20 protein-coding genes and 1 pseudogene are annotated in these 25,165 nt (G+C 40.3%); 15 read left to right on the top strand and 6 right to left on the bottom strand.

The features are described from left to right. Window positions 1-169 precede the first annotated feature (169 nt). The 3 genes and pseudogenes from N3A72_06525 (at window position 170) to N3A72_06515 (ending at window position 4,397) form a co-directional block, all read left to right on the top strand. A complete protein-coding gene (locus N3A72_06525; GenBank protein MCX7919251.1) occupies window positions 170-2,134 on the top strand; it encodes a hypothetical protein in 1,965 nt (654 codons plus the stop codon). A gap of 167 nt (window positions 2,135-2,301) precedes the next feature. Next, window positions 2,302-3,990, top strand: a complete 1,689-nt coding sequence (locus N3A72_06520) for a hypothetical protein (GenBank protein ID MCX7919250.1) — start codon at window positions 2,302-2,304, stop codon at window positions 3,988-3,990. A gap of 311 nt (window positions 3,991-4,301) precedes the next feature. Beyond that, a pseudogene (locus tag N3A72_06515) lies at window positions 4,302-4,397 on the top strand (prepilin-type N-terminal cleavage/methylation domain-containing protein). Window positions 4,398-5,331: 934 nt separating this feature from the next. Here the strand turns inward: N3A72_06515 and N3A72_06510 are convergent. The 5 genes from N3A72_06510 to N3A72_06490 form a co-directional block, all read right to left on the bottom strand. Then, entirely contained in the window at window positions 5,332-6,147 is an 816-nt protein-coding gene (locus tag N3A72_06510; GenBank protein MCX7919249.1) for a hypothetical protein, read from the bottom strand. 91 nt (window positions 6,148-6,238) lie between these two features. Continuing rightward, complete coding sequence (gene murA, locus N3A72_06505) at window positions 6,239-7,492, bottom strand: UDP-N-acetylglucosamine 1-carboxyvinyltransferase (GenBank protein ID MCX7919248.1); 1,254 nt, start codon at window positions 7,490-7,492, stop codon at window positions 6,239-6,241. Between the two features lie 108 nt (window positions 7,493-7,600). Next, window positions 7,601-8,509 carry a peptide chain release factor N(5)-glutamine methyltransferase gene (prmC, locus tag N3A72_06500; protein ID MCX7919247.1) on the bottom strand — a complete coding sequence of 303 codons (909 nt, stop codon included), beginning with the start codon at window positions 8,507-8,509 and terminating at the stop codon, window positions 7,601-7,603. 242 nt (window positions 8,510-8,751) lie between these two features. Further along, window positions 8,752-9,243 carry a DoxX family membrane protein gene (locus tag N3A72_06495; GenBank protein ID MCX7919246.1) on the bottom strand — a complete coding sequence of 164 codons (492 nt, stop codon included), beginning with the start codon at window positions 9,241-9,243 and terminating at the stop codon, window positions 8,752-8,754. Between the two features lie 20 nt (window positions 9,244-9,263). Further along, a complete protein-coding gene (locus N3A72_06490) occupies window positions 9,264-10,274 on the bottom strand; it encodes a DUF362 domain-containing protein (protein ID MCX7919245.1) in 1,011 nt (336 codons plus the stop codon). Between the two features lie 103 nt (window positions 10,275-10,377). Here N3A72_06490 and lipA point away from each other — a divergent pair, with 103 nt between their 5' ends. The 7 genes from lipA to N3A72_06455 all read left to right on the top strand — a co-directional run bounded on the left by lipA (window position 10,378) and on the right by N3A72_06455 (window position 17,708). Then, window positions 10,378-11,277 (top strand): lipoyl synthase, encoded by a 900-nt coding sequence (lipA, locus tag N3A72_06485; GenBank protein ID MCX7919244.1) that lies wholly within the window; start codon window positions 10,378-10,380, stop codon window positions 11,275-11,277. A gap of 37 nt (window positions 11,278-11,314) precedes the next feature. Then, entirely contained in the window at window positions 11,315-11,554 is a 240-nt protein-coding gene (locus N3A72_06480) for a hypothetical protein (protein ID MCX7919243.1), read from the top strand. 104 nt (window positions 11,555-11,658) lie between these two features. After that, entirely contained in the window at window positions 11,659-12,558 is a 900-nt protein-coding gene (locus N3A72_06475) for a PfkB family carbohydrate kinase (GenBank protein ID MCX7919242.1), read from the top strand. A 53-nt stretch (window positions 12,559-12,611) separates the two neighbouring features. Continuing rightward, window positions 12,612-13,928 (top strand): homoserine dehydrogenase, encoded by a 1,317-nt coding sequence (locus tag N3A72_06470; GenBank protein ID MCX7919241.1) that lies wholly within the window; start codon window positions 12,612-12,614, stop codon window positions 13,926-13,928. Window positions 13,929-14,219: 291 nt separating this feature from the next. Beyond that, window positions 14,220-15,275 (top strand): threonine synthase, encoded by a 1,056-nt coding sequence (gene thrC / locus N3A72_06465; GenBank protein ID MCX7919240.1) that lies wholly within the window; start codon window positions 14,220-14,222, stop codon window positions 15,273-15,275. A gap of 119 nt (window positions 15,276-15,394) precedes the next feature. After that, on the top strand, window positions 15,395-16,582 hold the full coding sequence (locus N3A72_06460; protein MCX7919239.1) for a cofactor-independent phosphoglycerate mutase: 1,188 nt from the start codon (window positions 15,395-15,397) through the stop codon (window positions 16,580-16,582). A gap of 181 nt (window positions 16,583-16,763) precedes the next feature. Continuing rightward, window positions 16,764-17,708 carry a DNA-processing protein DprA gene (locus N3A72_06455; protein ID MCX7919238.1) on the top strand — a complete coding sequence of 315 codons (945 nt, stop codon included), beginning with the start codon at window positions 16,764-16,766 and terminating at the stop codon, window positions 17,706-17,708. A 158-nt stretch (window positions 17,709-17,866) separates the two neighbouring features. On the opposite strand, the gene N3A72_06450 is transcribed toward N3A72_06455, so the two are convergent. After that, entirely contained in the window at window positions 17,867-19,801 is a 1,935-nt protein-coding gene (locus N3A72_06450; GenBank protein ID MCX7919237.1) for a SurA N-terminal domain-containing protein, read from the bottom strand. A gap of 495 nt (window positions 19,802-20,296) precedes the next feature. On the opposite strand from N3A72_06450, the gene N3A72_06445 reads away from it, so the two are divergent. The 5 genes from N3A72_06445 to N3A72_06425 all read left to right on the top strand — a co-directional run bounded on the left by N3A72_06445 (window position 20,297) and on the right by N3A72_06425 (window position 25,082). Further along, window positions 20,297-21,454 (top strand): pilus assembly protein PilM, encoded by a 1,158-nt coding sequence (locus tag N3A72_06445; GenBank protein ID MCX7919236.1) that lies wholly within the window; start codon window positions 20,297-20,299, stop codon window positions 21,452-21,454. Window positions 21,455-21,497: 43 nt separating this feature from the next. Beyond that, window positions 21,498-22,091: a hypothetical protein gene (locus N3A72_06440; protein ID MCX7919235.1), complete on the top strand. Its 594-nt coding sequence runs from the start codon at window positions 21,498-21,500 to the stop codon at window positions 22,089-22,091. A 35-nt stretch (window positions 22,092-22,126) separates the two neighbouring features. Continuing rightward, window positions 22,127-22,693, top strand: coding sequence for a type 4a pilus biogenesis protein PilO (pilO, locus tag N3A72_06435; protein MCX7919234.1), 567 nt, complete (start codon window positions 22,127-22,129; stop codon window positions 22,691-22,693). 11 nt (window positions 22,694-22,704) lie between these two features. Continuing rightward, complete coding sequence (locus tag N3A72_06430) at window positions 22,705-23,205, top strand: hypothetical protein (protein ID MCX7919233.1); 501 nt, start codon at window positions 22,705-22,707, stop codon at window positions 23,203-23,205. 74 nt (window positions 23,206-23,279) lie between these two features. After that, entirely contained in the window at window positions 23,280-25,082 is a 1,803-nt protein-coding gene (locus N3A72_06425; GenBank protein MCX7919232.1) for a secretin and TonB N-terminal domain-containing protein, read from the top strand. Window positions 25,083-25,165: the final 83 nt, after the last annotated feature.

The raw sequence follows: 25,165 nt of genomic DNA, 5'->3' as shown, positions 1-25,165 counted from the left end.
GAAATTCTCCGTTTTTCGTTGCAGAATATTAGGATTGTAATGTAAACTTATAATTTAATAGATGAACTTTATAACAAACTATGTTTTGTTGAACCGCTATGGTTAATCGGAAGGAGGTGAAATTTTTTTCTTTACTACAAATATAAACTTTTAAGAAAGGAGAAAATCTATGAATAAAAAAATAATGTATTTAATCGTTGTGATAACAATGAGTTGGTGTTTAATGATTACCGCTGGGAACGCGAAAAAATATAGCGATCCACCGTCCGGTCAGGGACTCTCAACAGTCGGAACCGGTGGCGATTACGCTACCCTGTATGAAGCAGCGTTAGATTTCACTACCACTGCAAATACCGGAAACTGGACTGTCGAAATTCTCAGTGATACTATCGAACCGCCATATACGATTATTTTTGCTAACACCGTTGGTTCTAATACCGTCTTGATTAAACCGGCTGCCGGCGTGACTGCAACTATTAATATTACTCAGACTATTGATAACCCTGGATATTCAGGACATATTTATATTGGATGTAGGTCAACAACTTCCGGAGCTGGTTTAGATGATTTAGTTAAAACTGATAATATCATTATTGATGGTTCGAATAATGGAACCAATACCCGTGACCTAACCTTTATTAACCAAGATACCACCATAACATACGCGCAGATTTTCCGCATCGTCGGTGACTGCGATAATATTACTATTAAGAATTGTAATATTATAAATCGAACGCGTGCGAGTGCGGCTTCGCCACATGCTATTCAGTTTACTTCTCGTATGACTACGAATGCAACCGTTGGTTTAATTCCGGATAATGGAAAAGTATTAAACTGTTATATCGTTTGCACGAGTAGCGTTTCCGGTCACGGAATTACGGTTGGTTTCAGTACCGCTGCGGGTTTCCCGTTACCTACTGGCACCTGCGCATCCGGAATGGAATTTAGAAACAATCTTATCGAAGCGAGAACCCGTGGGATATTTTTGAATGGCGTAGCGAATGCAACTATTGCGGGCAATACCGTTCGAGTTAACCAACTTTCAACTGGTTGGTATAGTGCTGGGATTTGGCACTTTAGTGCTAACGGTGCTTCTGGCTGGACTATGGATATTTACAATAATGTGCTGGATAAACTCTATAGTGGGAATACACACGGTGGCGCAGCGTATGGAATAGGTGGGCTAGATTTGCGTAACTCTGGTGGAACATATAATGTATTCAATAATATGCTCACCGGATTCGCTCTTGGTGGAACTACAGTCAATACTAGTAATGTAATTTACCGAGGTATCTATGCGGTCGGGAATAACACTTGCAACATTTACCATAATTCAATCAATATGGCAGGAAATCCAAATTATCAAGGATTGGTTGCAAACAATGCGAATGCGCTTATTTCCGGGGTAACAACGGTTCGCATAAAAAACAATATTATCCGACAAGCGCAGGTTGGCGCTGCATGTATCAGTATCTATGGACTAGACTCTGCGACTCCAGGAATGCTTGAATGCGATTATAATGATTTATATGCAGATACTGCTGCCGGTGCAACGACCGGTCGCTGGTTTGGTGTGAATCAATTAACGTTATCTAACTGGACGACGGTTACTGGTGTAGATATCAATAGTCAGGATGTTGACCCATTCGCAACCAGTCCGAATAAATGGGTTTCAGAGACGGATTTACATTTCACTGGCGTCAATGCAAGTCCGTTAGCTCCCGGCATCCCAATCACCAGCCCATTTCCGATTACGACTGATATTGATGGGAACCAGCGTAGTATATCCACGCCGTGGAAAGGTTGCGATGAACCGATTCCACCACTATATACCACGCCGGCAAGTATTGTTACTCGACCAGGTGACCCGGCGATAACGATTAACGCGTTTGGCGGGACTCCGGATTATTATTGGGTAGTTAATGGCGGAATTGGGACTTTAGATGTGAACACCGGAGCAATAGTACAATTTACACCGACGGATTCAACTGCATACGGATCGATTACAGTAACCGATTCGACAACTCCGACACCGAAAAAGTTTACGATCCCGGTTTCAGTTATTCCAACGACTGCTCCGTTATTTATTGAAGCAGTCGAGAATAAACGAAGTAGCATAGAACAAGCGGAATGATCGGAATAAAAAGGGTTGTTGAAATTTGATATTAAAAATTAAGCGGAGTTAATGCGAAAAAAAGCATTTACTCCGCTTTTTTTATTTGACATTTTTATTTCGACCTGCTATAGTATATTCAGGTGTAAAATGGAGAGTTATGTTATCCAGAAAGGAGGTGAAATGGTATGAATAAAAAATATTGTATATTTTTGATTCCTCTTATCCTAGTATTACCGTTTACTGCACTTGCCGCTATTCGAACCGTTAACTCTGCTGGCGGTGCGGATTTTACGACCATTTCCGCTGCAATTACTGCTTCAGTAGCTGGTGATACTATTCGCATCATCGGAGTTGGCCCGTATGATGAAGTGATTACTGTTGATAAACCGTTGACCATAGAAGGATATGGCGTACGACCGAATGTTTGCGTACAGCAGAACGCTGCGAGTCCATCTGCAGGTGATGACGGACTGGTTATTACTGGATTCTCGGGTACCGTGGTATTACGTAACTTGAATGTTATCCCTTCATTAACGACACCACCAGCTGATGATGGGATTCTCATCAATCCAGGGGCGACCGTGCAAACGCTCAATGTTATTATGGAAGGGTTAGTTGTTACGCCAAACGATGGAACGAATAATCCGGTTACGTTAGATGGTTTAACAGAAATTGATTTAACGGGGAAAACTCCGTTCGGTGATGATGGTATGTTTATTACAAGTGGTGCAGCAGCGAGTTATGTTGCGGTAAGTATGGTTAGTACCATATTCAGCAATCACCGCAATGCTGGTTTGAACGATGGAATCGTTTGCGGTCGAATTCTTACCATCGGTCCCGGCTGTGTTATTTCGTATAATAACCGTATGGGAGTACAGTTCAGTGCTGCTTCCGCAAATATTACTATCGCTGGAACCCCTGAAAGTAGAGTTAAAATTATTGGCAATAAATCTGCTACCTATGGTGGATGTTATCTGTTTAACGGACAGGGCAGTATCGACCAGGCGATTATCGCTAATAATGTAGGTCCAGGAATCGCTACGCTCGGTTCAGCTACTCCCGGTGGTATTGGATTATACAATGTTTCCAATTGCATTATTGCCAATAATGGAACCGATGGTATCCAGCTAGCGGATACCAGCGTTGGACATAATACGCCGTTAACGATTAATAAAGTTACGTTCTACAATAACGGGCAGAGCCCGATAGAAGTTCAAGCCGGTAATCTGACGAGTACTATCACAGTAACCGATTGTATCTTTGCGGGTAATGGAAGCGATAATATCGGGGTAAATGTATATCTGAATAATTCCAATACCTCAAATATCAGTAACAGTGCGTTGGTGTTAGTTGGTGGATTAAGTTATACGTTGGCAACAGGTAGTATTGATGGAGTTGAAGGTTCGGGAATCACAAATTTGACTAACGTAATTAATCTAGACCCGCAATTCGCTTCGTTAGATTCAACCAATCCGAATTTCTTGAATGTAACCAACTTCGCGTATTGTACTGCTGGTTCTGGTGGCGTTCCATTAGCGGGTGGTGCTCGATATACTGGCGCATTACCGTTGCAATTAACTCCTGTTGGTCCAATAATCATCAATCCGGGGAAAACTAAAGATTTCTCGGCAAGCGGTGGAACGAACAACTTCAGCTGGTCATTAAGTAATAGTACTGTTGGTTCGATTAATACGACTGCTGGTTCAACCGTAACCTTTACCGCCGTAAATGTTGGAAGTGTTGATTTGACCGTAAGTGATCCTGGACCGCCGGTACAACAGAAAACAGTTACCATAAATGTTATTGCAACCTCAGCGCCACTATTTATTGATGCGATTGAACGCAAAGATGCACGGTTTGAACTAAATGAATAATCATCAAACTCACCATTGGTGAGTTTGGTCGTAGTATATATTCATACGGTATAAATTATAAAGCGGAAAAATTCTTATTTTTTCCGCTTTTTTTATTTTTTATTTGACATTCAAAAGAAAAGTATGCTAATTTCATACTTTAGAAAATTATCGAAAAATATTCTTGTACGGAGTTAGCAGCTGATTTTTACCGAGTTATAGTCAGAATGTCGGGATATTTTGTTCATATTAGCTAAACCATAAAGATTATTTCTCACATATATTGTTTTAGTTTTAGAGAAACAAAAAAAGAAAGTGAGGTGAAAATGATGATGGTAAAAAAATCATATCATGGGTTTACTTTAATTGAGTTGTTAATCGTCGTAGCGATTATCGCTATCCTCGCTGCAATTGCGATTCCGAACTTTCTCGCAGCGCAAACCCGGTCGAAAGTATCGCGTGTTAAAAAGGAATTGCAGACTGTAACGACAGCAATTGAATCTTATAATGTAGATAACACAGTATATCCGATGACTACCGGTCGATGGCCTCGACCGTCATTTCAACTATATCCGAATCAACCGATTGGCATTTTGCCGCCAGAATTAAGTACACCAATAGCCTATATCTCTAATGTTGCTTTTAAAGACCCATTTGCGCGTTACGGACAAACGCAGGATGAAGAAATTTATACGTATCACAATGTTAAAAACTATATTACCGAATTTCCAACAAGTCAATATTGGAAAGTAGCTTGGGATATTTATGGAGATTGGCGTATGTGTTCTATCGGACCAGATGCAGTATATAGTACATCCCTAACACCCGCTACAGTGCAATATGACCCTTCAAATGGAACCGTGAGTCCAGGAAATATTTGGCGAGCTCAAAAAAGTGCAGAACCACAAACGGGACCAATTTACGGAGGATATTAGGTATAAATTATCTGGCGGTCGCAGAAACAATCCGGACCTTATGAATGGCGTGGCACCGGAGCATATTGGACCGGTGGACCGTAGTATATTCTATTAGTAATGGGTATTTTGTTAATTGTTAATCCTGCAATGGGCGGTTGAACTTACCATACCAATTCATTTGGTGGGTATGGAAAAAGTGCAAACTTATTAGTCTCATTAGGGACGACTGTGAACGATGATGCGGTTAATTCTATTTATTTTTACAGCCGTCCCTACAGGACTAGATGGTATGTTATATTTCACTACCCAACCATAAATGGTTGAGCTATTCTTACTCATTCACCCGAGATGGATTCACATTAGTCCCGTTAGGGACGACTGTGAAACAACCTATGCTATCTCTTGCGAATTAATACTCAACCAGCCAAATTTCGTGAGTCCATATTTATTGATAATCCCACGGTCGAAAGATATCTTTCCAACCACGGTTATCATGGCGCCATTTCGGTTGCTGGTCAGCTTTTTCTTTATCGAGAATCTGTTTCCATGAAGTCGGTTTTTCACCCGGCGCTAATGCTGGTTCCGGTTCAGGTTTCTTCTCATATTTCGTCATAATTTCATAGATTGCGTTATTGCCTAGCATCGCTATGCAACTCATCATAAAAAGGATTGGTCCTATCCCGCTAAGTAAACTAACTATGAAAAAAATAATACTGAAAAGAAATATTCCAACGGTTATCCAAAGATTGTCTAACAGCAAAAGAAATGAACGTTTAAATGTTTTTCGAAGCGGGAGGTTATGTTGCACTAAAATCGAATATGCGTATAACGATTGCATGGCTACAAGAATCCCGCACCAGAACGCTAATCCAGCTAAAATCATTCCGAACCCTTGAATCTGTATATAGAATTGAATGTTAATCATAACCAATATTCCGATGAAAATATGGATAAGCGTTATGAAAATTCCTTTCCAGAAATAAAGTTTCATTCCAAGAAAAAACTGTTTTATCGGACTATCTTTCGCTTCAACCATAAGTTTAGTATAATAAAACATTGCAGTAGTCGTTACGGAAAAAATGGCCAACGGGATACTAAATAGAATCCAGAAGATGCTAAACCTCGGCGAAATATGAAGTATGATATACCCGAGAAATAATCCTAAGATATTGCAGAAAAACCAGAGTAGGTTAGCGAGAATTAAATGGCCAAGATTATCGTAACTATCCCAAAAAAACCCGAGTAAAATACGACGGAACATAATTCTTAGATCGTATAGCTCTATATAAACCGATTATACAGAAGTTACCACCACTGCAATCGTTTATTCAATCAGCGAAGTTAATTTTACCTTATTTAATTCTTTCTATGTTTGCGCCGAGCTGGGATAATTTCTCGACTAACCGTTCATAACCGCGGTCTAAATGATAGACTCGATTAACTACAGTTTCACCACGGGCAACTAATCCGGCGAGAACCAACGCCGCTGAAGCGCGTAAATCCGATGCCATGACCGGCGCTCCGGATAAATACGGTACACCGGTTACAATCGCGCTATTCCCTTGAATCCGAATATTTGCACCCATACGTAATAATTCGCCAACATGCATAAATCGGTTCTCCCAGATAGTTTCGGTAATAACGCTGCTTCCTTCAGTTATACACATCAGGGTCATAAACTGTGCTTGTAAATCTGTTGGGAACCCTGGATATGGGCTGGTTTTAATGTCCGTAGGACGGAGTTTGTTCGGAACGGTTACCCGCAACCCGTTTTTCTCCTGCATAATTCTTACCCCAGCTTCAACCAATTTGGTTTGAACGGCTAACAAATGGTCGATTACCGCGTTGGTTACAAAAACATCACCATGGGTTATCGCCGCAGCGATAATATAGGTTCCGGCTTCTATTCGGTCGGGAATAACCGTATGTTCTGCAGCGGTTAATTCTTCTACCCCTTCAATCTGGATAACCGGCGTTCCAGCACCAGTAATCCGTGCACCCATTTTATTCATAAACTGGGCGACATCTTCAATTTCCGGTTCCTGTGCAGCATTTTCTATCAACGTTTTCCCTTCCGCAAGAACCGCAGCTAACATGATATTGATTGTTGCTCCGACACTCGGTAAATCTAAATAGATTTCTGCACCTTTCAATTTATCTGCGGTCGCATTTATATATCCTTCTTCAATTTCAACTTTAGCGCCTAACGCTTGAATTCCTTTAATATGGAGATTAATCGGCCGTAAGCCGATAGCGCAACCGCCAGGTAATGAAACTCGCGCTTTTTTCAGTTTCGCTAACAAGGGACCGAGAACATAGATTGACGCACGCATTTTTCGAACTAAATCATACGGCGCTTCGTAACCAGATAAGCCGATAGGGTCAATAATCAACGTATGGGTATTTTCACGATTCACCTGAATCCCTAACGTATTAAGCATCAATTCCATCGAAATGATATCCTGAACGTTCGGGACATTATGTAACACGCATTTTTCATTCGCGAGAATTGATGCTGCCATGAGCGGTAACGTCGAATTTTTCGCACCGCTGATTTTAACTTCTCCAGTTAACCGCTGTCCGCCGATTATTCTGATTTTATCCATAGTTTACTAGCAGAATCCGAAATTCAAATATTGAATATCGGAATAAAAAGATATAATAAAACCATTTAGCAAATGTTTCTGGTTATTATTTTATTATTGAGGTGTTTGCTAGACTGTTTCGGAGTTCGCATTTCGATATTCGGATTTGCTTAAAACAACCACACGGTTTTTGCCAGCGAAATCCTTAATAATTCGCAATGATTGTAACGCATATCGGGGGTTGGTCTCAATAAATTTTTTGATTAATTCCGCTTGTTTTTCTCCAATTTCGAGGATTAGATACCCGTCAGGATTTAATTGCAGTGGCGCCTCGGTTAATATCCGATAGATGATTTGCATGCCATTAGGTCCGCCGGAATATGCAATTTTCGGTTCATATCGAGTTATCTCCGGAGCTAATTCTGGAATTTCAGTATCGGCAATATATGGCGGATTACTGACAATGATATCGAACATTCGTTTTTTCAGTTCCGCATGACTGAATAAATCGCTGGCGATAAAGTGTATTTTATCTCTAACCTGATTCCGTTCCGCATTTTCGCGTGCGATGATAAGCGCTGATTCGCTTATATCAACTGCAATAATTTCTGCGTATGGAATATATTTTGCAAGCGATATTGCGATATTTCCACTTCCTGTTCCGATATCTAATATGGTTAGAGTGCTTTTATTGTGTTTTTCTAATAGAGTCCGCGCAAGGTCAATAGCTGTTTCAACTAACAGCTCGGTTTCCGGTCGAGGGATTAATACTTCCGGGGTCACCACACAGTTGAATCCCATAAATTCTTTATGCCCCGTGAGATAGGCAACCGGAATACGTTCGGTACGTTTATGGATAACCCGAATGTAATTAGATATTTGGCTTGAGTTAAGTTCAGTATCAAAATGGATATGTAACTGCGTTCGAGTTAAACCGAGCACGCGAGCTAATAAAACTTCTGCATCTAATCGTGCGCTTTCTATCCCAGCAGATTTCAATTGTTGTTCTGCTAGATTAAGAATTTCTTGAACAGTCATAATAGTTGAGATAGCAAATTTAACACCAAAACGGTTTCAACCTTATTATTTATTTATTTATTTGATTTTATTTACGTTAGATGAACCATATCCCTTCAGTAAGCATATATCAATATCAACCTTGTGTCAACTTTACCACACAAATTCTGAACAGGGGTTTCCCCGAAGTGTCTACGAACGAGATATTATCTCGTTCGTAGCAACACCGTATCTATTTCGTCAATACAAGCTGAACAATACGGCTACCAAACGGGGATTCGTGGATATTTTTTATGCAGGATACGGTCGAGACCGAAAACTCGACCTGCAGCTGAAATAAGAATAACCAGTTCGCAAATGATAAAAATCTTATTGATCATCCCGGCAGCGCCGGATTGCCAACTGGTAGCTAAATGATAGTTCAGGTTCATAACGAACGCAACCGCTGCACTCAATCGGGTCATCAATCCGAACATTAGCGCTAGTCCGATAAAGATTTCACCGTAAACTACTAGATATGAAAATATAGTCGTATGAGGCATAACGAAATTTACCATGAAGTTTTTATACCAAGCGGTAGGTATATGTTGAACCCATTCATTCAACGTAGTTAATAGCATATTATTACTAATAAATCTTCCGGTAAGTTTCGTCCAACCTGCCTGAAAGAAAAAATATCCTACTGCAATCCGCAAACAAGCGATATACCATAGATAACTTGTTTCTTTAAAATTTGCTTTTACCCCATCGAACATAGATGAAAGTTTTCCAATACTTACACAGAAATAACCTCTATTTTTTCCGGGTCATTCGTTCCTAGCCCAAGTTTCTGCGCAGTAGCGATATATTTTGGTGGTCGTCCTTGTTCAGTTAGCGTCGGAAGCCCTAATTCTTTCCGTTGCGTTTCGATAATTTGCCATCCTTGATAATCTATCGCTACAGGGTCGGTTGAAATTAAGACCCCATTATAATGAAACCGATATTTCGGTCGGTCGCCCGGACCGCCGTTGCATAACGCGCGTATTGCATCACAAATAATTAACCGAGTTTTATTTTTTATTGCTGGGACCGCATTCAAATCCGCACAATACGGGTCGCAGTTATTGCGATGAAATTCGCCCGGATTATGAATTGACCCGTAATGATTTTTCATTGCAATCGTTACCCCAGCGGTTCCATGGTCTTTTAAAATCGGAACATTAATCAACGCGGTAATTTTCTGACTTAAAATTCGACTTAATTTCCCACTGAACGAACCGAACTGCGCTATTTGTTCATCATAATCACCGTCCGTACCATAACATTTTACGCCTGGTCCCTCTCTATTAATGGTATATCCGACGGCGCGCAATTCATTAGTAGTTCGTTCCCAGATAATGATATTATCTGGTTTCACTCCAGCGGATTGTAAACCGGTAACAATTGCGGCAACCAATTCTGGTCGCGATGACATATTTCTACCGGCAATACAATTCACTTTTATGCCGACAACATCAGACGGTTTAAATAAGGTTTTCCAGGCATCAGCAGCTGTCTTTTTCCCGGTTAATTTAATCATTCCTTGTTCCACCATTCGGGATACAACCGATTGTTCAATGACACCGTCAGCTATTTGCACTGCTGCATCTTGAACGATAACCACGCGCGATACCCCGGTTGAACGCGAAGCTGAATTTGCGGGTTCTTTTGCAAAAATCGAAATCGGTAGGTTAGCGAATCCGACAGCGGATACGCCCAATCCCGCAACTTTTTTCAGAAATTGTTTTCGGCTGATTTTCTGATGCATTTCTAGTTCCTTGTAGAAAGAATATATTATACTAATTATATCCTAGAGATATGGATACGGACAAGAGTGATATGAACCAGTTAACTGAAATCTACTTGACAAAATAAGCAATCAGAGAAACAATATATTGCTTATGTTACCACGTTGGTTAAAAAAATCTGTTCCGGTAATTGACGCAACGCAACCGGTTCGTCAGGTTATTTCCGATTTGAAGTTAAATACCGTTTGTCGCAGTGCCCATTGTCCAAATCTTAACGAATGTTTCGCCGCAGGCACCGCTACCTTTCTCATTCTAGGAAATATCTGTACTCGGAATTGTTCATTTTGTGCGGTTGATAAAGGTATTCCTGAATCAGTTGACGCTACTGAACCTGAACGAATCGCTGAAGCGATCGTGCGATTAGGTATCAAGCATGCGGTGTTAACCTCGGTAACACGAGATGATTTACCAGACGGTGGTGCGGAACAGTTTGTTGCCACCATCACCGCTATTCGTCGCCGAGCACCGCAGGTTACCATAGAAGTTCTGGTACCGGATTTTCTAGGGAAAGAATCCGCAATTGAACAGGTATTGACAGCCGCCCCGAATGTATTCAATCATAATTTAGAAACAGTTGAACGATTATATCCGCGAGTTCGACCACAAGCAGATTACCGTCGGTCAATCCAACTACTCGATTTCGCAAAACGACACCATCCGAACCTCGTTACGAAATCCGGAATTATGGTTGGGCTTGGAGAGGAGAAAAATGAAATTATCTCTTTATTCGAAACGCTTGTTAGTGTAAAATGTAATATACTTACTATCGGACAATATTTACAACCTTCAGTGCGTCATCTTCCGGTTGAAAAGTATTATACCCCAGCAGAATTTGAAGAATTGCGCTTACTCGGGTTGAACATAGGGTTTGATTGGGTTGTAAGTAGTCCGTTTACCCGTAGTTCGTACCATGCGGAACAAGTAGTTCGCCAGATTCAACCCATGAACGAAAATAATATCTAATGTATTCATTAACCATTTTTATAAGGAGGGAAAAGTCATGGCAGTCGATATCTCATTGCCAGAATTAAGTGACGATATTGAATATGTCACCGTAACCTATTGGCATTATAAAGTCGGTGATAGAGTGAATGAAGGTGATGATTTAGTTGAAATCAGTACCGATAAAGCTGTGTTCAATATTCCGGCGCCAGCGACTGGCGTATTATTAGAAATTTTAGTTGAAGAAGGTGATATTGCTGAAGTAGGTGAATCACTCGGTACCATTGATGATACCTAAAAAAGGCGACTGGTATGAGCATGCTTAGTGAAAATGGTTAACAAAGACAGGAGGTTGAACTGTTCAGCCCCTGTTTCTATTGAAAATAATGGAGAAAGGTTACGATGAGTGTATTAATCGTCGGTTCAGTAGCGCTCGATAGTGTAAAAACCCCACTGGGAGAAGCGAATAATGTTCTGGGTGGTTCAGCGGTTTATGCGTCGTATGCTGCAAGTTTTTATGGACCGGTGAAACTGGTCGGTGTTATTGGTGAAGATTTTCCGCAAGAGCATATTGAACTATTAAAAAGTCGCAGTATTGATTTGGAAGGATTGCAGGTGCGAAAAGGGAAAACGTTCTACTGGTCGGGATACTATGAGCTTGATATGAATCAAGCGCATAGTCTCTGCACCGAATTGAATGTTTTTTCCTGTTTCCATCCGCATATACCCAAATCGTATCGGAAAACGAAATATATTTTTCTCGCGAATATTGATCCGGAATTGCAAATGGAAGTATTGACCCAGGTTGAAAAACCAGATTTAGTAGTTGCGGATACGATGAACTATTGGATTATGAATAAACATGATGCGGTATGGAAAATTCTCAAAGCAGTAGATATCGTTCTGTTAAATGATGCGGAAGCACGGCAACTATGCGGCACAGCAAATTTAGTTAAAGCGGCGAAAAAGGTTATCGCTACCGGTCCGAAAGTAGTGATAATAAAAAAAGGTGAACATGGTTCGTTGATGATTACTGATTCAACCACATTTGCTGCACCGGCATACCCATTAGAAACAATTTATGACCCCACCGGAGCTGGGGATACGTTTGCTGGTGGATTTATTGGATATCTAGCTGCGACGAAAGATTTATCCGAAAAAAATCTCCGGAAAGCAGTGATTATCGGCAGCACGTTAGCCTCATTCAACGTTGAAGATTTTAGTTTGGGCAGATTGATACGACTCACCCAATCGGAATTAACTGAACGATATAAAGCGTTTCGGAAGTTAGTTCGATTTTAAAGATATACGGGCCTTAAGTATTACTGAAATACTATGAATGGAAAGGATACGGTATGAAACAGGTTAATGTTGGATTGCTGGGTTTTGGTACTATTGGAACTGGCGTAGTTAAAGTTTTACAAGAGAAAAAGGAACAGTTAGCGCAGGTAATCGGTACAGAGTTAAATTTAAAATGGGTTTGTGATATCGATTTAACTCGAGCGCGGGCAGTTAAGATGAGTAAAAAGCTGTTAACAAACGATGCGAATCAGGTTTTAACCGACCCGGAAGTAGATATAATCATCGAATTGATTGGCGGGATACATCCGGCATTAGAATATATTCTTACCGCATTACAAAATAAAAAACATGTGGTTACTGCAAATAAAGCGTTACTCGCGGAACATGGAAAAGAAATATTTTCGACCGCAGCGAAAGTAAATAAAAGTGTCTATTTTGAAGGGAGTGTTGGTGGCGGAATTCCGATAATCAATGCAATTAATGTTGGGCTAGCGGCGAACCGAATCAATTCCGTTTTCGGGATTCTTAACGGAACAACCAATTATATTTTAACCCGAATGGCACAGGAAGGAGCGGATTATCAGACGGTATTAAAAGATGCGCAGCAACTAGGATTTGCAGAAGCTGACCCGACCCTTGACGTTTCTGGAATGGATGCGGCGCATAAATTGGTTATTCTCGCGTCGTTAGCGTTCCAGACTCCAATTGAATTAAAAGAAGTTCTGGTTGAAGGGATAACTGAGATTACCGCTTCAGATATCCAGTATGCGCGTGAATTCGGCTATGTAATTAAACTGCTTGCAATAGGGAAACGAACGGAACAGGGAATTGAAGTGCGAGTGCATCCAACGATGCTCCCGAAAGATAATCTGTTAACTTCAGTTAATGGTGTGTATAATGCGATACTGGTTGAAGGTGATACGGTTGGTACAACGTTATTTTACGGGCGTGGTGCGGGAATGATGCCAACCGCGAGTGCGGTGATAAGCGATGTTATTACTTTGAGCAAGCAAATTTTATGCAGTAGGGTTAATGAGAAATGTAATATTCCGTCAACAATGAACTTTTCGTTGCCGATCGGAAAAAAGCATATCCCGATTAAACCGATACCAAGATTAACCAGCAAATATTATTTACGATTTTCTGCACTTGACCAACCGGGAGTGTTAGCTGCGATATCTGGTATTCTCTCGCGATATAAGATTAGCATATCTGCAGTGATTCAAAAAGGGCGGAAAGCGAAAGATGTTGTTCCTATCGTCATGATGACCCACGAAGCGATGGAAGCATCAATTCAACAAGCGCTGGTTGAAATAGATAAATTGCCGGTTATCAAAAGAAAATCGATTTTAATTCGCGTTGAAGATTAAAATTGGGGAAAGGTGAGCAATTCAAAGTTCAATAAGAAAACCAATTGATACATTATTGATACCTATAGGGTTATCGAACAAACTTACCATTGGTGAGTTTGTTTTTTGTTTTAGAGGTATGATTCATGAGAGTCGAGTAGTATTTAATTTATCTATATTTTCCATACCCTTATTGTTGCGAGATAACCCTAATTCAGGTTATTCTATTTAATCCATCAGTGACTACTTCAACCTACATTCGAAACTCGAATTTACTTCTATCGAATGTTAATATATAAAGGAGAATTTCAGATGAGTTGGCAAGGTGTGATTAATCAATATCGTGAGTTTCTACCGGTAAGCGATAAAACCCCGATTGTCACCATGTTGGAAGGGAATACCCCGTTAATTCCGGCGGTTAATCTGCCGAGACATCTGGGGAAAAAGATTAGGGTATATTTCAAATATGAAGGATTAAATCCGACCGGGTCGTTTAAAGACCGGGGAATGACTATGGCGATTTCGAAAGCTGCGGAAGAAGGGTCGAAAGCAGTAATGTGCGCATCTACTGGGAATACGTCAGCATCTGCCGCAGCGTATGCTGCGCGAGCTGGTATGGATTGTATAGTAGTTATTCCGGAAGGGAAAATTGCAGCGGGTAAACTTGCGCAAGCGATGATGCACGGTGCAAAAGTACTTGCGATTTCCGGCAGTTTTGATGCCGCATTAAAAATCGTTCGTGAGATTACCGATAAATATCCGATAACGCTGGTCAATTCACTCAATCCATACCGAATCGAAGGACAGAAATCCGGTGCGTATGAAATCTGTGATGTACTCGGTCGAGCGCCAGATTATCATTTTATTCCTGTCGGTAATGCGGGAAATATCACTGCATACTGGAAAGGATATAAAGATTATTATCACGCGGGGAAAATCAAATCATTACCGAAAATGTTCGGATGGCAAGCTGCAGGAGCTGCGCCAATCGTTGAGAACCGAATTATTGAGAAACCGGAAACGATAGCGACTGCGATTCGGATTGGCAATCCAGCGAGTTGGAAACAAGCGGTTGCAGCGGCGCAGGAATCGAACGGTACAATCGATAAAATCACCGATGATGAAATTTTACATGCGTATCAGCTTTTAGCGAGTTTAGAAGGTGTTTTTGCAGAACCAGCATCCGCAGCGTCAGTTGCCGGATTGATTAAAGCGTGTGAACGAAATCAAATACCTGATGATGCAACCATCGTATGTATTCTAACCGGACATGGATTGAAAGACCCGGACCGCGCAATTGCGGTGAGTAAACCATTTACCACATTACCGGCAGACCTGGATGAGATATCGAAGTTTTTAAAATTGTAATTTTGGAATGCGGGAGATTGTTCCCGCTTTAGAATACCCAAGCTTGCTTGGGTAAACAATAGGAAGCAAGCTTCCTGAAAAACAAAGCGAAAGCAAGCTGTCGCATTCCACATTATTTTATGAAATATATTGTTCTTGTTGGTGATGGCATGGCCGACCGCCCATTAGAATCATTGGGTGGGAAAACACCGTTACAGGTGGCGAAAAAACCGCATCTGGATTTTCTTGCACAACATGGTCTCGTCGGATTAGTGAAAACGATTCCGGACGGAACTCCGCCAGGAAGCGATATCGCTAATTTATCTATTCTCGGGTATGACCCGAGAAAGTATTACACCGGTCGTGCGCCGTTAGAAGCAGCGAGTCGGAATATCCAGATTCACCCGAATCAAACCGCGTTCCGCTGCAATTTGGTTACTATTCAGAACGGGGTAATGGTTGATTATAGTTCTGGACATATTTCAACCGAAGAAGCGAAATCGTTAATCGATTCGCTAGCTCAAAAACTTAATTCTTCGGAAATACAATTTTATTCCGGGGTAAGTTATCGACATTTAACCATCATAACCGGTGAGTTTACTAAACTTAACTGCACACCTCCACATGATATTACAAACCAACCGATAGCTGGATTTTTACCCAATGGACAAAATTCAGAACTAATCCGTGATTTAATGCAAAAATCAGAACCGATACTAGCGAATCATCCGGTGAATCGAGCGCGTATAAACGCGGGCAAAAACCCAGCAACGACAATATGGCTCTGGGGACAAGGGAAACCACCACAACTGCCAACATTCCAAGAAAAATATCAGCTTACTGGCGGAGTGATAACCGCAGTAGATTTGATTAAGGGATTGGGTAAATATGCGGGATTAGTTGCACCGGATATTCCCGGTGCAACCGGATATTTGGATACAAATTACGCGGGTAAAGTGGAAGCTGCGCGGAAAATTTTAGAACGATCAGATTTCGTGCTCGTGCATATTGAAGCGCCAGATGAATGCGGCCATCAAGGTCGGTCGGACTTGAAAATTAAAGCGATTGAAGATTTCGATGAACGGATTGTTGGTCCGATGCTTGATTTCGCATATCAATTCCCGGAATTTCGACTATTAGTGCTCCCTGACCACGCAACTCCGATATGTATCCAGACCCATAGCGAAGAGCCGGTCCCGTTTGTTCTCTATACTTCACCGGAGATACCGACTGCTACAGCGCAAGCGTTTGATGAATTTAATGCTGCATCGACTAAAATATATGTCGAAAACGGATTTGAATTACTTGATATATTAACCGAAAAATAGTCGAGTGCTTTAGCTCTGTAGATTAACTTTTAAATCTTCCTATCGATGTTTCTTTCATAGTACTGGTTGGATTATATTAACCTCTGGATAAATAAATGCTCGACAAAAGAACCGGTTTGCGTTACCCTGGTGATACCGCAAATTGTAGGAACCTGAAAACCTTATAGGGAAATTTTCACATATGGCTGAATTGGTTTATATCTATGCATTAAATAAAATTTCTAATATCGGACAGGCGACGGTGAAAGCGTTATTACATAAATTCGGCAGCTACCCCGCAATATTTGAAGCTTCTGTAGCAGAATTAATTAAGGTTAAACGGATTACCCCGGAAATCGCAGCTGAAATCCACAAATTCGGTCACCATATAGATGAACTTTATCAGGAGATTGAATTCATACAAAATAACCGGATTCAGATTATTCCAAACAACGATTCTCGATATCCGAATTTATTAAAATTAATTCCCGATGCGCCATTTCTGCTCTATATGCTTGGGAATTTCATGCCGGAAGATGAAACTGCATTGGCGATAGTTGGTTCTCGTGCCGCATCAGAAATCGGTCAGCAGATTGCGTATGAGTTAGCTGGGAAATTAGTGCAACAAGGGGTAACGATCGTTAGCGGATTAGCGCTCGGGATTGATACTGCTGGGCATCTTGGCGCATTATCTGCCGGAGGCAGAACGATCGCTTGTCCCGGGTCAGGATTGTTTCGAATATATCCGCCAGAAAATATCGAATTAGCTGAACGGATAACGCGCTCCGGCGCAGTCCTCAGCGAATTTCCACCGGAAACCACTGTTGAATCGAAATATTTATTAATGCGCGATCGGATTATTGCTGCGTTAAGTAAAGCGGTGATTGTCATCGAATCGGAAGAGGAAGGCGGGGCAGTATATACTGCACGAAAAGCTAATAAATACGACCGGAAAGTGTTTTATATTAACTGGAAGAAATTTCAAGGTGTTTCCAAAGAAACACACGAGAAGTTCGTTCCAACCTATCTAAAAGACAACGGATTTCCGCTGAATAATATTGGAGAAGAAGCGATAGCGCATTTAGTTGCCGTCGCTAAAGAAAAAATAGAACTACGACCGCTGATTTGTACCGATTCCCTTGAGTAGTTTTATACAGAATGTAGATACCGAAATTATCGGAATAGCGGCAGGGTTCCCCTTTGTCTTTCTACGCTTATTTCTATTATCAATATTTGTTTTAGTTTTAGCTTGTTTAGACAATTAAACGCGCTAGTACAACAAGGAAATTTTTGGCGCTAGAGTATCTATCCATAATAAGATTGGAGCAGTTTTTCGTTCCGTTGAATTTTTGCGCGTTTTCTGATTGTATTAATCCAATCTTGATACGCTTGTTTTTGTCGCATTTGTAGCAACGCTTTTGTAACCTGGTCTTTTTCCGCTAGGTATTGAGCTTCATCAATTCCGGATTTATCTAATACTTTCAAAATATAATATCCGCGTATTGAACCTGTATTGGGTTCAACGTCTTCGATCAACCCGCTAGTTTTTCCCGGTGGTAAAAGAAACGCCGTTGCTGCAAATTCGCGACAAGCATTTTCATTTTTTATATAATCAAAAAAGGTAAACGGTTGTGAAACTTTTAACGAAACTCCAAGCTGTTTTGCAACCGCAGACAAATCCAGCCCTTGTTGCACTAGTTCACTTGCTTCTTTTGCTTTCAAACCAGCAGCTTGTGCTGCGTTAGAAAACGCTAGTTGCATTCGAATCTTATCTTTCACTTCAGAATATGCGGGAATTCGCGCTTCTTTTTTTTCTTTCAATTGGATTATCACCAGCGATTTATCTACTTTCACAGGACCAGTTATTCCGTTTACCGTTAGCTTCTCTACTGCTTTGAAAAATTCTGGATTATTGCCTAATCCCGGAATATCGTTCGTTGAATAAAATCCGGTATCCTTAATCGGGTATTTATACTTAGTACTTAACTCAACTAAATTCGGAGTTTGGATACTTTCCCGTAATATTTCATCAGCTATTTCTTGGATTTTAATTTCAGCGGTTAATTCCGCTATCTTCTTGCTAATTTCAGGTTTGACTTCGGATAATGGTTTAATGCGACCCTCCTTTTTCGCTTCAACCTTAACAATATGATAGCCAAATCTCGTCCGAAAAATCTCGCTTACTTTTCCGACCGGTGTAGAAAAAGCTACTTGTTCAAACGTAGCGTCCATTTCGCCCCGACTGAAGAAACCCAGGTCACCACCGTTTTTTGCTGTGCCATCTTCAGACATCTCCTGAGCAACTTTCGCAAAATCTTCTCCTGCACGAACCCGAGTTAACGCTTGATTAATTTTCATTTGGGCTTGTTGATTCTGCTGTGGCGTAGCATTTTCTGAGACTGCAATAATAATATGCCGCGCACGTACCTGCTCCGGAATAGCATACTCGCTTTGATGCAATTCATAATATTGCTGGATTTCAGTGTCAGGAACCTGTATGGTTTTGGCGAGTTCTTCAGGTGATATGGTGAGATAAATTGCGCGATATTGCGGCGGAATAGTAAACTCAACTTTATGCTGGTCGTAATATGTTGACATCGCTGATTCTGTTATGGTTTCCGGTCGCATAAATTCGGCTGGAGTAAAATGTAAAAATGCGACCCGAATCTGTTCATACTGTTTACGGAATGCATCGCGCACCTCAGCATCTGAAACTTTAACAAAATCTTGAATCAGAAATAACAATTTCCGGTGAATAATTTCACGACGCAGTTCCGCTTCGAACATCGCCGGGGTTTTCCCCCGTTGGTTTAACCATTCATAATACAGTTGCCGGTCAAACCGACCGCCAGGAGCGAATGCTTGATTGCTAGTGATGAACATCATTAATTCAGTATCGTCAACTTTAATTCCCATACGTTTCGCTTCCCGCAAAGTCACATAATCGTCAATGAGTTGGTCAAGCACTTTTTCGGGTAATTGGATTTGTTTAATCATCTCTTCGGTAAATTCTTGTTTATAATGGGATTGGAACTCTTTAAGCGTATCTGCATATCGTTGCTGAAACTCGTCAAGTGAGATTTCAACACCATCAACTTTTGCTGCATACGGCAACGTTACTTCATGCCGACCGGTAAGCGAACTCCATCCATAGAAAAGCACAAACGCAGGTACAATCAATATCACAGTCGCCCACATAATCCGTTTCACATTTTCTTTTTTTCGCATTGTTTTTAACATATTGAATAAAAACCTCCAAATTGCGCTAGTTAGAAAAATTATATTACATCCAGCAAGTACAAAATCGTTATTACAGTTGCAGAGTTGGTATGAATTTTTGGTTAGGAGTAACGCTAGTTACCCTCAATGCTAGCTGAAATCAGTAATTAATAGAAGCTTGATATATTGAGGGATACCCTATGCTCTAGATATATTTTTTCTCCCATCTCTTTTCCTGGTATTTTTGTTGCTAGGATGTTAATAATTGGTAGAAGAACATTAGTTCTGCCAATCAATTCAAAGTAAATTTTATACCATTAAATCCGAAGCATTGTCAAGATAACCAAAAATAGTATGCGATAAAAAATGTAAAAAAATGCTGAATTGTGTAAAAAAGACTTGACAAAAATATCGTTTAGCGTTTATACTGTATCCAGCTTATTAAATTCAACATTATATTTTTGCGCTTCTTTTCGGTGCCAAAAATCTATCTTAAATTTGAAAGGATGATATATCGTGGCACTATTATCAAAAACTAAATCACTTCTCGCCTTAGATATAGGAAGCAGTCTGGTGAAAGCTATTCAAATTAAATCTACCAAACAAGGATATATTCTCGAACATGTTGGTGTAGCAGATGTTCCGGTTGAAGTTTCTCAAGCGAAAACGGATACTACTTCAATTGGTCTCGCTAATACTATTCGAACAGCTATTCTCAACTCCGGTTCTCGGTTGAAAGATGTCATTACTTCCATTTCTGGGGAAGCAGTTATCGTCCGCTATATTTCGTTTCCGGAAATGACGGATACCGAATTAGATAATGCCATCCGCTGGCAGATAGAAGAACATATTCCTTATCGACTTGATGATATTAATCTCGATTATCATAAACTCGGTGTTTCACAAAAGGAAGGAAGTAAGAAAATTGATGTTCTGTTAGTAGCCGCGCGGAAAGATTTTGTCAATGAACGGATTAATCTCTTGCAATCAATAGGATTGAACACGGCGGTTATTGATGTTGATGCGTTTGCGGTATTTAATTGTTTTGAAGCGAACTATGACGCTAAACAGGATGAAGTAATCGCACTGGTCAATATCGGCGCACAAAGTACAAATATTATTATTGCCCAGAATAATATTTCGGTATTTGCGCGTGATATTTCCCAAGCGGGGAATAATATAACCCAACAATTGGCTAGCAAAATGGGTATAAGTTTCGCGGATGCGGAAAAAATTAAAAAAGAAGAAGGAGTCATTTTACCGGCAGCGGCAAGTGAAGGGAAAGAAGAATCGAGTGATATTAAGGTAGCGATTCGGGAAACCGTAGAAAAGATCACTGGTGAAAGTTTAAGCGCAGACCAACGTGTTCGACAAATTTCCGATATCATTCGGGTTCCCTTACAGAACTTGGTGACGGAAATTCGGCGAACATTACAATTTTTTGAGCACCAGCCCTATGGTAAACCGGTTAATCGGATTGTATTAAGTGGTGGAAGCGCGAAATTAAAAAATATCGATTCGTTTATTCAAGACCGATTAGGGCTTCCAACAGAAATATTCAATCCGTTAGCGAAAATTAATACAACTAAAGTGGCTATAGGGAATAATGAATTAAATGCATTAGCTCCGAGTTTAGCCGTCGGTGTTGGATTAGCTATTCGGCAGAGTAGCTAATTTTTGAACTATTCTAGGAAGCAAGAGAGGGTAAGAAAAACCTATGATAAAAATCAACTTACTTCCCGTTACCGTTAAAGCAAAAAAGGTCAATCGCGTTCCGCTAATTTTTTTACTTGCTGCACTGGTTACGATCATTATTATCCTTCCTTTTTATCTGTATTCTAAAGTTAGGGTTACGAAGTTAGAGAATCAGAAAGCGGAACTAGAACGGCAAATAAAAGAACTGGAACCGAAAGTAAAAGAAATCGCTGCGTTAATCGAGCAACTCCAGCGGAAAGAAAAAGCGATTGATGATTTAGCCGGTATGCAACGGTTATATTGGTCTAAGAAATTGAATGAACTATCGGATTTAATCCCCACCAATGTTAAACTTGAACATATCTATTTAACTACCGATGAAACTGGCAATATAATCCTTAATCTTGAAGGAATGACCGCCTGCCGTTCCGGTGAAGAACGAATCAAACTGATCGGCGATTTTATCACCGCATTACAGGATAAGAGTCGAAGTTCGTTTTATTATAAAGAAGATAATAGTCCTAATTTCGGTGAAATCGAGTTTATTTCAGCTAATACCGAAAAGAAAGGCGGATATCTCTTAGCAAAATTTATTTTAAAAATGCAAGTTATTTAGGTTAACCATAATACACATTGATTGAGGGAAAGACTATGACACCATTAACGGCTGATGAAAAAAAATGGATTTTAGTCGCAATTATTTTCATGGCATTAATTGGCTATTTGTTTTATACTTTTGTTTGGAGTGTGAATACGAAACGAATAGCGCAATTAGAACGAGAAATTAACGGTCCGCCGGATGATAAAGCGCTGAAAAAAGTGTACGAAAAATACAAAGAAATTGTTGAAGGAACAGAAACCCAGATGAAAATAGCGGAGTTAACTTCAAAAATCAATTTGTTTGAACAGCGATTACCGGAAACGAAAGATATTCCCAAACTGTTGACCTTTTTCCGACAAGCAGCTGATGAAAGCGGAACAAAATTCGTTGCTATCACCCAATTAGCGTCGGTAACCAGTGAATATTTCATTCAGATACCATTTAATGTTACCGTGAAAGCGAAATACCATCCCCTTGGTCAGTTTATTAATAAAATGGAAAATAACGAACGATTTATGCGCGTCGATGATGTGGATATTAAAGCGACTAATGATGAAACTCATTTACACGAAGCAACAATGAAAATCAGTACCTATATGTTCAATCAAGGAGGATAGAAGATTAAATTATGAAAAAACTCCTCGTTAGTTCTATTCTTATATGTTTTTTTAGCATATCCGTTGTGAGTTTTAGTTTTTCGGCAGATAAGTCTGCAAGTAGTAAGGATACGACGGCAAAAGAGCCGTCACCACTCGAGATAATTGCCAGCGCTACTGAAAAGAGTACGGTTACCTTTCAGAAGAAGCATATTTATGATAGTAAAGGAAAAGATGACCCGATGCTGATGCCATGGAAATTTATCGAAGAATCCGGAACTCCGTCGTCTAGCGGGGTTAAAGGAGGGGTTAAAGGAACTGATTTAGAACCCGCTACTCTTCCAGAAGAAATTGAAAGACAGGTAACCGGTATCGTTTGGTGTCCTAAAGAACCGTTAGCATTAATTGGGGATAAAATTGTGCGAGAAGGAGATGAAGTCGCGCATGCTAAAATTTTAAAAATTAATAAAGGGGAGGTTATATTCCTTTACGCTGGGAAAAAATTCCCGGTTAAAGTAAAAGTGAATAGTTAATCCATACATAAAGGCATTGATTAACATTTAACTATTACTCTTTAAAGAAGGAATTCAAACAAGGGGGATTATCTATGATAAGAAAAAATCTGAAATACGTAGGTATCGTTAGTTTAATGGTGATAATGATATTATCGCAGGTATATGCTGAGATTAAAATTGCTAAACCTGCAGTAAAACATGAATCAGGGAAAACGTATATTTCAATCCCATTCATTGGAGAATCCATTACATATACCAGTAACAAATATAATCATCTGGTGTATCTTGATATTACAGATGCTGTATTAACTGGCGCGGCAAAATATTCGATGCCAATTGAAGAAAGTGCAGCAACCAAAGTCGTCGTTGCGCAATATCAATCGGAGCCGAAAGTTGTTCGTGCGGTGATAATGTTAAGCAAATGGGTTCCATTTGATATTAAACAAGAAGAGAAAACGCTAGTCATTTGTATCGATAATACGGGAGTAGAACCGCCCGCTGCGAGCGGAAAGAAAGCAAAGTCGGTACCATCGGTACCAGGAGCGGAAAAAGTTGCAGCGCCACCTGCAGTTGAACCGAAACCAGCGGTTCTACCACCGGCGGTTGAAGTAAAACCAGCACCAACCGGATTAGATGCAATTGTTTCGCTCGATTTTAGCGGCGCGGAATTACCTAGTGTGATTCGTATCTTAGCAGATAAATCCGGATTAAATATCGTTGCCGGACCTGAAGTAGCTGGGAAAGTATCCATTCACCTCGAGAATGTTACTGTGAAAGAAGCGCTGGATACTATCCTAGCGGTACATGGATTTACATTCGAAAAACCAAGTCCTAATGTACTTCGAATCGTTAAAATTGATAAACCGGTTGTAGCACCGCCGCCTGCGGTAGAAGAAATCGTGGAACAGGTTACCTTAAATTATAAAAAGACCAGTGATGTAATTGCAGTAATAAAATCGGTATATCCGCGAGTTAATATTGTTGAATGGCTCGATAATAATGCAAAAATTATCACTGGAACCGGGGTTATTGTAATTAGTGGAAGCCCGCAAGATGTTGCTAAAGCAAAAGCGTTAATTAAAAAATTGGATAAACCGATTAAGCAGGTGATGATTGAAGCGCGGTTAATCAATCTCGATTTAGATAAAATCAAAGACCTTGGGATTAGTTGGGATGCAACAAAATCAAGTATTATTGATGATGGAACTTATTCAATTGGTGGACAAACCTTGGGACAAGCCGGAGCGTTAGCGGGCGGAATTGTTATCGGGTCAATTTCAACGCCAACGTGGGATATTAACGCGACACTGAAAGCAGCGGTTGAAAATAAATCCGCTGAAGTATTAGCCAACCCACGTATCCTTGCGTTAAATAATACTACTGCTGAAATTAATATTACCCGGCAGAATCCGTATGTTCAATGGTCATACGATGCACAAACCAATACTTATGTTGGAAACGTTAATTTCGATGAGAAAACAAAAGAAGGTGTAACCTTAACGGTTACTCCGCAGATTACCGATGATGGGAATATCCTGATGCATATTGTTCCAGTTCAGAAATCAAAACAAGGCGAAATTTCGTATCCATCAGCTGGCGGTGCACCGAATACAGTTATCGCTATCGTGGATGAACGGAAAGCAGATGCTACCTTGCTGGTTAAGGATGGAGAAACGGTAGTTATCGGCGGGTTACGTAAAAATAATGAGCTGACGAAAGAGAACAAAATCCCGGTTTTAGGTGATATCCCCTTCCTTGGGAATGCATTCAAATCGAAAAGCACGACAGTTTCACGGTCGGAGTTAATGTTGTTTGTCACCCCTTATATAGTTAAAGAGAGCACGCCATTAACTGCAGAAGAAAAAATTAATTATGATAGAATTGATTTAAAGTAAAGTTGGTATTAAGAAATTGTAACAAAATGAAAAAGCCCATTTTGAAAATTCAAAATGGGCTTTTTTATACCTACTAATTTTTC

It is taken from the genome of bacterium (assembly GCA_026416715.1).
In the GTDB taxonomy this organism is placed as follows: Bacteria; UBP4; UBA4092; order JAOAEQ01; family JAOAEQ01; genus JAOAEQ01.
Note: the sequence above shows the minus strand (reverse complement) of the source record. Positions and strands in the feature narration are given on the sequence as shown.